Consider the following 13,979-nt stretch of genomic DNA (forward strand, 5'->3'; position numbering starts at 1 on the left):
GAGCGGGCCATCACAAGGAAGGCAGATGTCAGGCAGCGACAAGCGCCAGCGCGGCGGTGAGCGCAGGGAACAGATTCTGGAGGTGGCGCTGCAATTGTTCGCGCAGCACGGGATGGCGCACGTCTCTACCCGCCAGATCGCGCAGGCGGTGGGCATCTCGCAGCCCTCGCTCTACGCGCACTTCCGCACCGCGCACGAAATCTCGGCCGAACTGTGCATCCGCGCTTTCGAGACGCTTTACCGCCGCTCGATAGAGGTGATGGCGCAGCCCGGCACACCGCTCGAACAGTTCCGCCGGCTCGGCCGCGCCTATGTCGATTTCGGCCTGGACCATCCCGACATGTACCGGCTCGCGTTCATGCTCGAACCGCCCGAGGCGGTTTCCGCACTGGTACAGCAGGGCAAGGATCCCGCCATGGAAGCCGGCGAAAGCGCGTTCGGCGTGCTGCGCACGGTGCTGGCGCGAATGCTGGATGCGGATGATGAGACGGTGGAACTGAACGCCCAGTCGATCTGGGCCTCGGTCCACGGCCTTACCTCCCTGCTCATCGCGCGCCCCCACTTCGCGTGGGTGGACCGAGAGCGCCTGATCGAACACCACCTGAACCGCATCTGCGCGCAGATCGACTGACGGCGCCCCGGCGAGGTCGATGGCCGAGGCAAGCGCCGTGCTGTCGATGGATTTGCCCCGGTCCGACCCGCGTTGCACCTTGCTTGACAGCATGGCCCCGCTGCTGCCACCCCGCCCGCAGGGGACGTGCGTTGGCGGGGCGGGGGCACCGGCAGCGTCCCCTCGTGATTGCGCGGGGGATCATGACCATTTCCGGGATTCTCCGCCTGCTGCGCCGCCGGTCTTCGGACGCGCCACTGCCTGTTTCGGCCGCACGGATTCCGACCCTCAAGAACCGCCAGGCCATTGCCGGTCCCGGCCCGATCAGCTTCGCCCCGCGCCCCGGCGTCGCGCCGCTGCCGCTCGACCTTCCGCTCGATTGGGACCAGAATCCCTATTTAGACCGCAATTGGTGCGCGCAGCTCAACATGGTCCGCTGCGCCGATTCCCACATCGCCGCCTACGATCAGGGAGGCGATCCGCGATACCTTCATTGGCTCGCCGCGCTTCTGTGCGATTGGGATTCGCACTTCGGCAAAGGGCCGGTCCGCTTCCCGGGACCAGTGCTGGCTTTGGGGACCGCAACGCCTGCGGTGGTGAGCCCTGCTGGGTTCGAACCAGCGACCTACTGATTAAAAGTCAGTTGCTCTACCGACTGAGCTAAGGGCCCGCCCTGTGCGCGTGTTCGCGCGGCGTCAGGGGCAACTAAGGGCCGGGGTGCGGCGGGTCAAGCGGGCGGCTTGGTGTTTTACCGCAAGTCCGGTGTGCGGATCGCGCCAGTCGGCGGCAATGCGGGCGGCGGGGACCAGCACGAAATGGCGTGCGCGGTATTCGCGGTGGGGAATGACGAGCGCCTTGTCGCGCCATTTGCCGCCGCTCCACAGCACGATGTCGAGGTCGAGCGTCCGTGCGCCCCAGCGCGCGCCGCGCCGCACGCGGCCGAACGCCTGCTCGACCGCGTGGAGCCGCGCGAGCAGCGCGCGTGGCGCCAGCGGGGTTTCGACCAGCGCCGCGGCATTGGCATAGCGGCGGCGCGAGGGACCGAGCGGCGCGCTGGCGATCACCGGCGAGAATGCGCGCACCGCCAACCCTGCATCCTGCATGGCCGCCACCGCCGCGCGCAGCACTGCCGCCGGCGCGCCGTGGCGCGCGTGGCGGACGTTGGAGCCAAGCGCGATCAGGTAGCGCTCCGGCGGGGCGCTCACTTGTCTTCGGCGAGGCGGGCGTAGAGTTCGGGGCGCCGGTCGCGGAAAAAGCCCATGCCCGCGCGGTGCTTGGCGGCTTCGGCCAGATCGACGGTTGCCACCAGCACGCCGGTTTCCTCCGCCCCGTAGTCCGCCAGGAAATCGCCCCACTGGTCGCAGATGAAGCTGTGGCCGTAGAAGCGCTGGTCGTTTTCCTCCGTGCCGATGCGATTGGCGGCGATCACCGGCATGCAGTTCGATGCGGCATGGCCCAGCATCGCGCGCCGCCAGATGCGGCTGGTGTCGAAGCTGGCGTCGTAGGGCTCGGACCCGATCGCGGTGGGGTAGAACAGCAGTTCCGCGCCCATCAGGGCCATGGCGCGCGCGCATTCGGGATACCACTGGTCCCAGCACACGCCCACGCCGATCCGCGCGCCGAACACGTCCCACACCTTGAACCCGGTGTTGCCGGGGCGGAAATAGAACTTTTCCTCATAGCCGGGGCCGTCGGGGATGTGGCTCTTGCGATAAGTGCCCATGATCTCGCCATCGGGACCGATCATCGCCAGCGTGTTGTAATAGTGATGCCCGTCGCGCTCGAAGAAACTGGTCGGGATGGCGATGCCCAGCGCCTTGGCCAGCCGCCGCATTTCCTTCACCGAGGGGTCCTCGTCCAGCGGGCGGGCCAGCGCGAACAGCGCCTCGTCCTCTCGGCTGCAGAAATAGGGGCCGGCGAAAAGTTCGGGCGGCAGCACGATCTGCGCGCCCCTGGCGGCGGCTTCCTCCACCAGCGCGGCGACGGCGGCGATGTTCTGCGCCTCTTCGGCATGGTTGAGCGCGAGTTGCAGGGCGGCGACGGTGATCTGGGTCATGAGGCGGACTTATGGCGGATGCCCGCGCAATTCAACGGCCGGACGGTGACAGTCACGGCCCGGCTCCCTATCTGGACCGCAAGACACGAACGAAAGGACGATCATGGCTCAGGCAATCATGGCGGGCGGCTGCTTCTGGTGCACCGAAGCGGTGTTCCGCGATGTGATCGGCGTCACCGAAGTGGAAAGCGGCTATATCGGCGGCACGGTCGCCGATCCCACCTACAAGCAGGTCTGCTCGGGCAGCACCGGCCATGCCGAGGCAATCCGCGTCACCTACGATCCGGACGCGATCAGCCTGGCGCAGCTGCTCGACATCTTCTTCGCCACCCACGATCCGACGCAGCTCAACCGCCAGGGCAACGACGTCGGCACGCAATACCGCAGCGCGCTGTTCCCGCTGGACGACGAGCAGAAGGCCGAATTCGAGGCCGCGATCGCGCGCGCGCAGGCGGAACGATCGGAACCGGTCGTGACCACGATCGAAGGACCGGCGGAATGGTATCCGGCGGAAGACTACCACCAGGAATACTGGGACGGCGAAGGGCAGCGGAACCCCTACTGCCTCGCCGTCATCCCGCCCAAGCTGATGAAGCTGCGCAAGAGCTTCGCCAGCAAGGTGAAGGGCTGAACTGCCGCACGGCTGGCGCGAGGGTGCTTACGCGTCCTTGCGCCAGTGCGCGGTGAAGAAGCCGTCAATGCCGCCGGCCTCGGCCAGCATACCCGGATCGCTGCGGAACCAGCCGCGCGGCGTGGGCGCGATGCCCGCGGGCAGGACGTCTGACGGGACCGGCACCGGGCGCAGCGCGCGCACCCAGTCGGCCTGCGCCTCGCCCTCGCCCGGCTCCAGCGAGCACACGGCATAGACCAGTTCACCGCCGGGCCGCAGCGCACCAGCCGCGCGCTCCAGCATCCCGCGCTGCAATTCCTCCAGCTCGGCAAAGGGCGTCATGCGCAGCAGCACGTCGGGATGGCGGCGGCACGTGCCCGTCGCACTGCACGGCGCATCGAGCAGCACCGCATCGAACATCTCCGCCGGACGCCATTGCATCACATCGGCGGTGACGACATCGGCCGCAAGTCCGACGCGCTCCATGTTCGATTGCAGCCGCTCCAGCCGCCGTGCGGACTTGTCGAGCGCGGTGACTTTCCAGCCCGCGGCGGCGAGTTGCATGGTCTTGCCGCCCGGTGCCGCGCACAGGTCCAGCACGCGCCGACCCTCGCCCGGGCCAAGCAGCCGCGCCGGAATGCTGGCCGCCAGATCCTGCACCCACCACGCGCCTTCGCCATAGCCGGGCAGTGCCTCGACCGACCCGGCACGCGCCACGCGGACGTGGCCGGGCAGCAGCGAGACACCGCCAAGCCGCTCCGTCCATTCCTGAGTCGTCGCCGGGTCCTTGAGCGTGAGGTCGAGCGGCGGCGGCACGGCGAGGCCGGCGGCGATGGCAGAGACCCGTTCCGGCCAGTCGCGCGACCAGCGTTCCAACACCGGGGCTGGCAGCGTGGGCGCGGCAGGCAGCCCTTTCGCCCCTTTCAAAACCGCCGAGAACACGCCGTGCGCCAGCCGGCGCGGGCCGCCTTCCAGCAGCGGCAGGCCGGTCGCGATCACCGCGTGCGGCGGCAGCTCCAGCCGCAGCGCCTGCGCCAGCATCAGCCGCAACACGCTGCGCGCCTTTGCGTCCGCAGGCAGGATCTGCCGGGTCGCGCCGTCGATCAGCGCGTCGAGATCGGCCAGCCAGCGCAGGGCTTCCTGCGCGATGGCCAGCGCCAGCGCCCGGTCATCGCCACGCTCGATCCCGCGCAGGATCGGCGGCCCGGCCTGATCGAGCGGCTCACCCCGCCGCAACACGGCATCGAGCATACGCAGGGCGGCACGGCGCGCGGGGACGCCGGGGGTTTCATCGGAGCGAGGAGCTTGCATCTGCCGCCTATCGCGCTTCGGGCAGCGATTGGCAATTGCACTAGGCCCAACAAGCGCGCATCTGCACCGGCATGGACAAGCCCGTATCCGCGCCTTCGCTGAAGCGCGCCACCTCGCGCCCGGCCACGTTCACGCCGCCCGCGCACTGGACCAACGATCCCGCCCCCGCACCGCGCCCCATCGAACGCGGCGAGGACCCGGATGGCATCGACCCGACGCGCTTCGGCGATTGGGAAAAGAACGGCATCGCCATCGACTTCTGAGGCGGCACCCGGACCGCTACCCTTCGATCACCTGCGACTGGGGGTGATGGCGGTCCAGATGCTTGCGGATCATCTTCAGATTGCGGCTGTTCGAGCGGAACACGAAGTCGAAGGCATCGCCCACCACCGGCACCGCGCCGATGGCGGTATCGAAGGCGACATTGGCGCCCATGCGCCACAACTTCCATTTTGACATGCCGAGGTTGCGCGCCTCCCACACCAGCCACGCGCCCAATGCAGCGGTGATGAGATCGCCCACCACCGGCACCAGCCCCATCACCGCGTCCAGCCCGATGGCCCGGCCCAGGCCCGGCACGGCGATGCTGCGTTCCAGCAGCCGCTCCATCACTTCCACCCGCTGGCGGACGGAGGCGGGATCATTGCCCAGACCGGGGATCTGCGGGCCCATGCGGGCGGGGCGAACGGTCGAAGTGGTGGTCGTCATGCCCCCTACTTGGGGAGCACGGCCAGCGGCGGCAAGGGATGCCATCCCCACGGATTGAGCGCGAAGCCCGTCACGCCCCCGCGCACCAGCGACCAGCGCAGGGGCCGCGCGATGGGGATGAAGCCGTTGGCTGCGGTGATCTCCGCCTCCGCCTCGCCCAAGAGCGCGGCACGTTCGCGCGGGTCCTTGGCGAGCCGCGCTTCCGCAAGCCTCTCGTCCCCCGCGGGATTGCACACTGCCTTCTGCACCGTGCACGTCAGCTGGTTGAGGAACCATGTCGCCCGGCCATAGCGGGCCACGCTGTCGACCAGCCGCAGTTCGGCCTTCTGCCCTTCGGGAACGCGGGTGAGCTTCACGCCGATGGCCGCGAAATCGGCGGTCAACCGATCCAGCACCAGCCGCGATCCGGCGCCTTCGGGCATGGCGATGCGCAAGGTCGGCGGCGCCTTCGCTGCGGCCCGCCAGCGCGCCACGCGCTCGCTCGCGGCGGCCCTGCGCGCCGCCATGTCCATCGCCGCCCAGCGTTCGCCCACCGTGCCCAGATCGTCCTCGACATCGGACGAGACGATCCGCGTCGTCGGATCCCAGCCGCCGACATTGAACGCGCCCAGCAGGGCCGACCGGTCGATCGCCAGCGCCAGTGCCTCGCGATTGGGAGCATCGGCCAGGAAACCCTCGGCGCGGTCGACCATCACGCCGAACATCCCGATCACCGGGTCCAGCTGCACATTGCCGCGCGTCAGCCCGCCCACGCCGGCCAGCGGCAGCGAATCGATCCGCCCGCCCAGCACCGCATCGACAAAGCCATCGTTGAACCGCGCCACCGCACGGCCCGCCGGGCCGACCTCGATCTTGAGCGAGCGGGTGTGCCGCGCGAAGCCGTCCTGCGCGGGAAGCCCGCGCCGCTCCGGCGGGATCAGCGTCAGGATCGCGCCTTCCGCATCGCGCTTCAGCGCCATCGGGCCGGAGCCGCGCTTGTCGTGCGGCAGGCCCATTTCGGGCTGGGCCAGCAAGGTGAGCAGATCGGGCACGGGCGCGGCGAGATCGATCTCGATCACCCGGTCCGCCATGACCCGCACTTCCTCGACCGGCGAAAGATCCAGCCCCAGCGCGGTGCCGCGCAGCGCGGCCAGCGCCTTGCGCACCGCTACCGCAGCCGCATCGGCGGTAATGCGCGCGCCATCGGGCCAGGTGCCGTCGCGCAGGCGAAAGATGTAGCTCTGCCCGTCGTCGGTCACGATCCAGCGGTCGGCCAGCGCAGGCACCACCCGGCCTTCCGAATCGAACCCGACCAGTCCCTCGACCGTCGCCGCCCGCAATTGCTGGGCGGCGGGCGAAAGCCGCGCTCCGGCAAGCTGGAAGGAATCCTCGTCGCCTACCAGCGCGACCGGCAACGGCCCTTCCTTGCCGCGCCCACACCCGCTGGCGAGCAGGGCAAGCGGCAGGACGACGCACACGGCGGATCGGAACACGCGGACCATCGAACAGGTGCTAGATCATTTTGAGGCCGGGTGGAAACACCGGGCGGCCTGACAGGGCGTTCCCGTCAAATCTTCCGCAGCCGCGTCGGATCAACCTGCGGCACCGGGGTACGGACAAAACGCGGCGCGCCTTCGCCGGTGGGGGCCACCGGCTCGCGCGCCAGCTTGGGGTCGATTTCCTCGACGAAAGCGATGCCGAAGCGGTTTTCCTGGATCCACGCGACCACGCCTTCGACCCAGCCGACGTTGCGCAGGCTGACCTCGATTCGCGTGCCCCGCGTCACCTTGACCTGGCCTTCGGCCATCATGCCGCCGGCGGAAAGGTTGCGCACCTTGACGCGGTGCTCCGCCTCGCTGCCTACGACACGCAGGTCGGCCATGAGGAACAGACTGTCCCGGCCCAGTTGTCGATGATCGAGTTCGTCCACCGGTCGATGTCCCGCACCCTGCGAAAACCTGGCTGGAGGGCCTCGCGCCATCCCGCCTTCATTGCCTGCGCGAATGTCGCAGAACTTTGCCGCAGCTTCCTAAAATTCCTTGGCAAAGAAAGTGTTAATACACAAGGCAGCGTCCCGCGACGGGACAGAAATGGCAGCGAAGGCGTCCCTGCACGAACGCCCCGTGCGCATCACATATCGCGCGAGATCTTCTCGCGGCGTTCGTGCGCGGACTGCGCCTCGACCGTCATCGTCGCGATGGGGCGCGCGATCAGGCGGCCAAGGCCGATCGGCTCGCCCGTCACTTCGCAGAAACCGTATTCGCCCTCATCAATGCGGCGCATGGCCGAATCGATCTTGGCGATCAGCTTGCGCTGGCGGTCGCGGGTGCGCAGTTCGATGCCCCAGTCGGTCTCGCTCGATGCCCGGTCATTGAGGTCGGGCTCCCGCAGCGGGCCGTCCTGGAGCGCCGACAGCGTTCCAGCCGATGCCGACAGGATCGACTTCTTCCATTCGAGCAGCAGGCGCCGGAAATAGTCCTGCTGCGGCTCGCTCATGTACGGTTCGTCGTCACTCGGAACATAATCGCCCGGCATCGCCCGGCGGGCTTTTGCCAGCACGTCGATTTCGTCACTCAAAACCCCAGCCATTCGGCCCTCCGCATTGCCTTCCCTCTCGGGTCTAGGCTCAAGAACGTCGACCCCCCGGCTTTCAGCGCCGCAAGGCGACGCGGCGCAAGCTCTTGGTTTGGCCGCGCCTATAAGGTCCGGCCTGAATCGCTACAAGTCCTTCCTCACTCCTTTCACAGGAAGGATGAAGCAGAGCCGAACGTGCTTGATCCGGCACTGTTTTTCCAGGCGGGCCGGCACGTTAACCATTTGTTGACCATACTTGGCGAGGTTCTCCCTCGTCGGATGCCGCAGATGGCGTCCCGAACGGGAACAGGGAACAGGGACATGGGGCAGATCGGGATCACGCTGGTGCAAACCGATTCGGGGTTCAATAATGAACGGACGGCCCGGGCCGCAGCCGCAAATGCGATCGTCGGGGCCTGCCTCGCCGCCGCGCAGCAGGGCGACGGCACCGCCTATTTCGATCTTGGCGTGGCCTTTTCGACCGGCAGCCACGATGTCGACTGCGATCTGATCGAGGCGCACAAGTGGTTCAACCTCGCCGCCGTCAGCGGTCATGAGGAAGCCGCGCAGTGCCGCGCAGACGTGGCCGAAGACATGACCGCCCGGGAGATCGCCGAAGCCCAGCGCCGTGCGCGCGAATGGCTGCGCGCTGCGGGTCGCCGCGCCGCGTAAGCGTTCAGGCCCGACAACCGTTCCTCCGGCAACCACGAAGGGCCAGGCCCTTCGCGCTTACCGCCGGCAGGTCAGTCGAACAGCGAGCTGACCGAGCTTTCGTCCGCAATGCGGCGCACGGCCTCGCCGATCAACGGCGCGATCGTCAGCACGCGGATACGGCTGCATTCCTTGGTCGCTTCGGTGGGCAGGATGGTGTCGGTGATCACCAGTTCCTTGAGCGCCGAATTGCCGACGCGCGCCACGGCAGCGCCCGAAAGGACGCCGTGGGTGATGTAGGCGGCGACGCCGGTCGCACCCGCGTTCATCAGCGCCTGCGCCGCGTTGCACAGGGTGCCGCCCGAATCGATGATGTCGTCGATCAGGATGCACATCCGGCCCTTCACGTCGCCGATGATGTTCATGACTTCCGACTGGCCAGGCTTGTCGCGGCGCTTGTCGACGATGGCCAGCGGCGCGTTGTCCAGCCGCTTGGCGAGAGCACGCGCGCGGACCACGCCGCCCACGTCGGGCGAGACGACCATCAGGTCCTGCCCGCCGTAACGGGTCTGGATGTCCGCCGCCATGACCGGCGCGGCGAACAGGTTGTCGGTGGGAATGTCGAAGAAGCCCTGGATCTGGCCGGCGTGGAGATCGACCGACAGCACGCGGTCGGCGCCCGCCTCGGTGATCAGGTTCGCCACCAGCTTCGCCGAGATCGGCGTGCGCGGCCCCGGCTTGCGATCCTGGCGGGCGTAGCCGAAGTAGGGGATCACCGCGGTGATGCGCTTGGCCGATGCACGGCGCAGCGCGTCGATGCAGATCAGCAGTTCCATCAGGTTGTCGTTCGCGGGGTAGCTGGTCGACTGGAGCACGAACACGTCTTCGCCGCGCACGTTCTCGTGGATTTCGACAAAGACTTCCTCGTCGGCGAAGCGGCGGACGGCCGCATCGGTCAGCGGCAGTTCCAGATAAGCCGCGATGGCGCGTGCCAGCGGCAGATTGCCGTTGCCGGACATGATCTTCATCGGCCGAGTCCCTCTTGCCTGATCCCTCTGGCGCGCCCTTAGCCAAAGATGACAGCTTTGCAACGATTCCCCGCGACTTGTCCCGCAACTCTTGCGCCGGGCTGACGTTGCCCCCTAGGAACAGGTCATGGCCGACAAACTCACGATCACCCTCGCGCAGCTCAACCAGCAGGTCGGCAACCTTGCCGCCAATGCCGCGGCGATGCTCGCCGTGCGGGAACGGTCGCCCGGCAGCGACCTGATCGTCTTCCCGGAAATGCAGTTGATCGGCTACCCGCCGGAAGACCTGATCCAGAAGCCCGCGCTGATCGAGCGCGCGGCGGTGGAACTGGAAAACCTCGCCCGCGTGACCGCCGACGGCGGCCCGGCGATGCTGGTCGGCTCGGTGTTCGTGCGCGACGGGGCGCTGCACAACGGCGTGGCCCTGCTCGAAGGCGGGCGGATCGCCGCCACGCGGTTCAAGTACGAATTGCCCAACTACGGCACCTTTGACGAAAAGCGCTATTTCCTGCCCGGCCCGCTGCCGGAGCCGGTGCTGTTCAAGGGCGCGATGCTGGGCCTGCCGATCTGCGAGGACATCTGGCACCCCGACGTGTGCCGCCACCTGGCCGAACTGGGCGCCGAGATCTTCATCTGCGTCAACGGCAGCCCCTACGAGATCGACAAGGACGTGCTGCGCATCGACGGGGTGGCCAAGCGCCGCGCGATCGATACCGGTATCCCGCTCGCCTACCTGAACCGCGTGGGCGGACAGGACGAGATCGTGTTCGACGGCGCCAGCTTCGTCGTCGGCCCCGAAGGCGCGGTGTGGGTGCAGATGCCCGATTGGGAAGAATCGGTGGTCCACACCGTGTGGAACCGAGTCGAATCGGGCGCCGGCCACCGCTGGCGGTGCGAGGCGGGCGACGTCCACGAACTCGCCGAGCATCCCGAGGACATCTACTGCGCAATGGTCATGGCCCTGCGCGACTATGTCGAGAAGAACCGCTTTCCCGGCGTGGTGCTCGGCCTTTCGGGCGGGATCGATTCGGCGATCTGCGCCGCCATCGCGGTCGATGCGCTGGGCGCGGACCGCGTTTGGTGCGTGATGATGCCCAGCAAGTTCACCAGCCAGGAAAGCCTGGACGACGCGGCCGGCTGCGCCGCGATGCTGGGCGTTCGGCTCGACACGATCCCCATCATGCCCGCGGTCGATGCCTTCGCCGAAATGCTTGCCCCGGCCTTCGCCGGGCGCGCGCCGGATCTTGCGGAAGAGAACCTCCAGTCGCGCATCCGCGGCACCACGCTGATGGCGCTGTCGAACAAGTTCGGCCCGATGCTGGTGACCACCGGCAACAAGAGCGAGATGAGCGTCGGCTACGCGACGATCTACGGCGACATGAACGGCGGCTACAACCCCCTGAAGGACGCCTACAAGACCACGGTCTTCGCCATTTCGGAATGGCGCAACACCGCGAAGCCCAAGATCGGCCTCGGCCCCGATGGCCCGGTGATGCCGCAGCGGATCATCACCAAGCCCCCCAGTGCCGAACTGCGCCCCGACCAGAAGGATTCGGACAGCCTGCCCGACTATCCGGTGCTCGATGCGGTCCTGATGGGGCTTGTCGAAAACGAAAAGAGCGTCGACCAGATCGTGGCCGAAGGGTTCGACCGCGACACGGTGGTGCGCGTGGAACGCCTGCTCCACCTGGCCGAATACAAGCGGCGCCAGGCGCCCCCGGGGGTCAAGCTGGGCACGCGCAACTTCGGGCGCGACCGCCGTTACCCCATCACGCATGGGTTCCGCACGGCCTGACGCCGCTTATTGCGAGTCATTCGCATTGACAGGGGCATAGCTGCGCCATAGCCTCCTTGCGAATCATTCGCAAAAGGAGGCCGCGCGTGCCTGCGTCCACAAGTCAGACCTTCGCCGCCACGCTGGCCCGTCTTGCGCGGCCGCACGATATCCGCGCCCTGCCGCTGGCCGCGCTGCATCTGGTCATGGCCATGCGCCTGTGCGCGCTGTTCGAGCGCGCCGGGCGCGACCCCGTGCCCGACCTTGCCCAGCGCTATCATAGCGTGGAAGCGGCCTGCGCCGTCCACGGACTGGTGCTCACCATCACCCGCACCTGGCCGGAACCCTTCATGGTCAACCGGCCCTGCTGCCTGAGGCCACGCTCCATGCCGTCGCCACGCTTCAGGCCAGCGCTGCCTAGCAACCCGCGCCCCAGTCGCTATAGGCGGGGCATGACCAGCACTGCCCCCGTCGTCACCCGCTTCGCCCCGTCGCCCACGGGCAACCTCCACGTGGGCAACATCCGCACGGCCCTGCACAACTGGCTGCTTGCGAAAAAGCATGGCGGGCGCTTCCTGCTGCGCATCGACGATACCGATGCCGCGCGCAGCCGCGAGGACTATGTCGAGGCGATCCGCGCCGATCTCGCCTGGCTGGGCCTTCATCCCGACGGCGAGGAGCGCCAGTCGCTGCGCTTCGCGCTCTATGAAGAGGCATTCCAGCGCCTCGCCGGCGAGGGGCGCGTCTATCGCTGCTACGAAACCGCGCAGGAGCTCGACCTCAAGCGCAAGATCCTGCTGGGACGCGGCCTTCCCCCGATCTACGACCGCAGCGCGCTGCACCTGACCGAGGCGGACCACGCCGCGAAGGAAGCAGCGAGCGAACGGCCGCACTGGCGCTTCAAGCTCGACCACGACAGCCCGATCACGTGGGACGACGGCATTCGCGGCCCCCAGCATTTCGACCCGCGCCAGATATCCGATCCAGTGGTGCGCCGCGCCGACGGCTCGTGGCTCTACATGCTGCCCAGCGCGATCGATGACGTGGCGATGGGCATTACCGACGTGCTGCGCGGCGAAGACCATGTGTCCAACACCGCCGCGCAAGTGCAGATGTTCGCCGCGCTTGGCGCAAACCCGCCGCGCTTCGCGCATGGGGCGTTGCTGACCGGGGCGGAAGGCAAACTGTCGAAGCGACTTGGCTCGCTCGGCGTGGCGGACCTGCGCGAAGCGGGAATCGAGCCCGAAGCGCTGGTCGCCCTGCTCGCGCGGCTCGGCACGTCCGATCCGGTGGATCCCGCGCTCGATGCCGATGCGCTCGCCGCCAGCTTCGACCTGTCGCGCTTTGGCCGCGCACCGGCGCGCTTCGACGATACGGAACTGCACCGCGTCAACGCCGCCATCGTCCATCACCTGCCGTTCGCGCGGGTTCGCCATCTCCTGCCCGAAGGCATGGGCGAAGCCGCATGGGATGCGATCCGCCCCAACCTTGCGCATATCGGCGAAGCGGCGGACTGGTGGAGCGTCGTCACCGGCCCCGTCGCCGCGCCCGAGCAGGATGCGGAAACCCGCACGTTCCTGCACACGGCGGCCCAAGTGGCGGCCGGGCTGGACTGGGCCGATCCGTGGCCCGCGCTGACCCAGACGCTCAAGGACGCGACCGGCCGCAAGGGCAAGGCGCTGTTCCTCCCGCTGCGCCAGGCGCTGACCGGCATGGATCACGGCCCGGACATGAAAGCGCTGTTGCCGCTGATCGACCGGGCAGAGGCTGTCCGCCGCCTTTCGGCCTGAGCCGCTGGCCAACCGCGCCCACGCCACATATGCTGGCGCCCGCATGGACCGCACGCCTCAATCCGATCTGGTCTACGATGTCGGCGCGCACCACGGCGAGGACAGCGATTTCTACCTGAAGGCGGGCTACCGCGTGGTCGCGGTGGAAGCCAACCCGGCGCTTGCCGCCGAATTGCGCCTGCGCTTTGCCGATGCCATCGCGCAGGGGCGCTACACGCTTGTCGAGCGCGCGGTGGGGCCGCGCGAAGGCACGCTGACCTTCTATGTCAACGATCTGGTGTCCGACTGGGGCACGGCCGATCCGGCCTGGGCCGAGCGCAATCGCCGCCACGGCGCGCCCTCGCGCAGCCTGACCGTGCCCTGCGTGCCCTTTGCCGCCATCCTCGAACGCCATGGCTGCCCGCATTACCTGAAGGTCGACGTGGAAGGCGCGGACATGCTGTGCATCGCCGCGCTGGAACAGACCGGGGCGCGGCCGGCCCTGCTCTCGATCGAATCCAGCAGCGCATCCTGGACCGCGCTCCGGGCGGAGTTCCGCGCGCTTGAAGCGCTGGGCTACACGCGCTTCAAGGTCATCGACCAGAGCCGTCACACCTCGGGCACCTATGCCGCGCGCGATGGCTCGCGCTTCACCCATACCTTTCCCGAAGGCGCGTCCGGCCCGTTCGGCGCCGATCTCCCCGGATCGTGGCTCACCGCCGCGCAGGCCATCCAGCGCTACCGCCGGATTTTCGTGGGCTATGCCCTGATCGGCAGCCACCCCAGGCTGATGCGGGCGCTCGCCCGGCTGCCGCTGGTGCGGCGCCTGCTTCGCTACGCCACCTGGTACGACACCCACGCGCTGCACGAGGGCGCAGCGGGCTGACCCGGCCCACCATCTGTCAGTCG

General features: G+C 68.3%; 15 protein-coding genes and 1 tRNA gene. 7 read left to right on the forward strand and 9 right to left on the reverse strand.

Annotated elements, in window-relative coordinates; translation table 11 throughout:
- The first annotated feature begins 25 nt into the window (after positions 1-25).
- Positions 26-631, forward strand: coding sequence for a TetR/AcrR family transcriptional regulator (locus OLX02_RS09880; protein WP_264422397.1), 606 nt, complete (start codon positions 26-28; stop codon positions 629-631).
- 573 nt (positions 632-1,204) lie between these two features.
- Here OLX02_RS09880 and OLX02_RS09885 read toward each other — a convergent pair.
- From OLX02_RS09885 to aguB, 3 genes are all read right to left on the reverse strand, one after another.
- Positions 1,205-1,280 (reverse strand) — tRNA-Lys (locus OLX02_RS09885).
- Positions 1,281-1,305: 25 nt separating this feature from the next.
- Positions 1,306-1,815 carry a 2-amino-4-hydroxy-6-hydroxymethyldihydropteridine diphosphokinase gene (gene folK, locus OLX02_RS09890; RefSeq protein WP_264422398.1) on the reverse strand — a complete coding sequence of 170 codons (510 nt, stop codon included), beginning with the start codon at positions 1,813-1,815 and terminating at the stop codon, positions 1,306-1,308.
- The gene (aguB, locus tag OLX02_RS09895) at positions 1,812-2,666 is read right to left on the reverse strand and encodes an N-carbamoylputrescine amidase (RefSeq protein ID WP_264422400.1); all 855 of its coding nucleotides are present in this window, start codon (positions 2,664-2,666) and stop codon (positions 1,812-1,814) included. Before aguB ends, folK begins: the two co-directional genes overlap by 4 nt.
- A gap of 103 nt (positions 2,667-2,769) precedes the next feature.
- Between aguB and msrA the strand changes: the two genes are divergently transcribed.
- The gene (msrA, locus tag OLX02_RS09900; protein ID WP_264422402.1) at positions 2,770-3,297 is read left to right on the forward strand and encodes a peptide-methionine (S)-S-oxide reductase MsrA; all 528 of its coding nucleotides are present in this window, start codon (positions 2,770-2,772) and stop codon (positions 3,295-3,297) included.
- A gap of 27 nt (positions 3,298-3,324) precedes the next feature.
- Here msrA and OLX02_RS09905 read toward each other — a convergent pair whose 3' ends face one another.
- The gene (locus OLX02_RS09905; RefSeq protein ID WP_264422404.1) at positions 3,325-4,587 is read right to left on the reverse strand and encodes an RsmB/NOP family class I SAM-dependent RNA methyltransferase; all 1,263 of its coding nucleotides are present in this window, start codon (positions 4,585-4,587) and stop codon (positions 3,325-3,327) included.
- Between the two features lie 71 nt (positions 4,588-4,658).
- On the opposite strand from OLX02_RS09905, the gene OLX02_RS09910 reads away from it, so the two are divergent.
- A complete protein-coding gene (locus tag OLX02_RS09910; RefSeq protein ID WP_264422406.1) occupies positions 4,659-4,850 on the forward strand; it encodes a DUF1674 domain-containing protein in 192 nt (63 codons plus the stop codon).
- 16 nt (positions 4,851-4,866) lie between these two features.
- Here the strand turns inward: OLX02_RS09910 and OLX02_RS09915 are convergent, their stop codons facing one another.
- The 4 genes from OLX02_RS09915 to dksA form a co-directional block, all read right to left on the reverse strand.
- Entirely contained in the window at positions 4,867-5,295 is a 429-nt protein-coding gene (locus OLX02_RS09915) for a DUF4112 domain-containing protein (RefSeq protein WP_264422408.1), read from the reverse strand.
- A gap of 5 nt (positions 5,296-5,300) precedes the next feature.
- Positions 5,301-6,776, reverse strand: a complete 1,476-nt coding sequence (locus OLX02_RS09920; RefSeq protein WP_264422410.1) for an ABC transporter substrate-binding protein — start codon at positions 6,774-6,776, stop codon at positions 5,301-5,303.
- A 65-nt stretch (positions 6,777-6,841) separates the two neighbouring features.
- Positions 6,842-7,204, reverse strand: coding sequence for a PilZ domain-containing protein (locus OLX02_RS09925; protein WP_264422412.1), 363 nt, complete (start codon positions 7,202-7,204; stop codon positions 6,842-6,844).
- A gap of 200 nt (positions 7,205-7,404) precedes the next feature.
- The gene (gene dksA, locus OLX02_RS09930) at positions 7,405-7,863 is read right to left on the reverse strand and encodes an RNA polymerase-binding protein DksA (protein ID WP_264422414.1); all 459 of its coding nucleotides are present in this window, start codon (positions 7,861-7,863) and stop codon (positions 7,405-7,407) included.
- 306 nt (positions 7,864-8,169) lie between these two features.
- Here dksA and OLX02_RS09935 point away from each other — a divergent pair, with 306 nt between their 5' ends.
- Complete coding sequence (locus OLX02_RS09935; RefSeq protein WP_264422759.1) at positions 8,170-8,520, forward strand: hypothetical protein; 351 nt, start codon at positions 8,170-8,172, stop codon at positions 8,518-8,520.
- A gap of 71 nt (positions 8,521-8,591) precedes the next feature.
- On the opposite strand, the gene OLX02_RS09940 is transcribed toward OLX02_RS09935, so the two are convergent.
- On the reverse strand, positions 8,592-9,527 hold the full coding sequence (locus OLX02_RS09940) for a ribose-phosphate pyrophosphokinase (protein WP_264422416.1): 936 nt from the start codon (positions 9,525-9,527) through the stop codon (positions 8,592-8,594).
- Positions 9,528-9,654: 127 nt separating this feature from the next.
- Between OLX02_RS09940 and OLX02_RS09945 the strand changes: the two genes are divergently transcribed.
- From OLX02_RS09945 to OLX02_RS09955, 3 genes are all read left to right on the forward strand, one after another.
- Positions 9,655-11,322, forward strand: a complete 1,668-nt coding sequence (locus tag OLX02_RS09945; RefSeq protein ID WP_264422418.1) for an NAD+ synthase — start codon at positions 9,655-9,657, stop codon at positions 11,320-11,322.
- A gap of 431 nt (positions 11,323-11,753) precedes the next feature.
- Entirely contained in the window at positions 11,754-13,091 is a 1,338-nt protein-coding gene (gene gltX / locus OLX02_RS09950; protein ID WP_264422761.1) for a glutamate--tRNA ligase, read from the forward strand.
- Between the two features lie 43 nt (positions 13,092-13,134).
- On the forward strand, positions 13,135-13,956 hold the full coding sequence (locus tag OLX02_RS09955) for an FkbM family methyltransferase (protein WP_264422420.1): 822 nt from the start codon (positions 13,135-13,137) through the stop codon (positions 13,954-13,956).
- Positions 13,957-13,979: the final 23 nt, after the last annotated feature.

Origin of the sequence: Novosphingobium sp. KCTC 2891, from assembly GCF_025938155.1 — a bacterium.
Taxonomy (GTDB): Bacteria; Pseudomonadota; Alphaproteobacteria; order Sphingomonadales; family Sphingomonadaceae; genus Novosphingobium.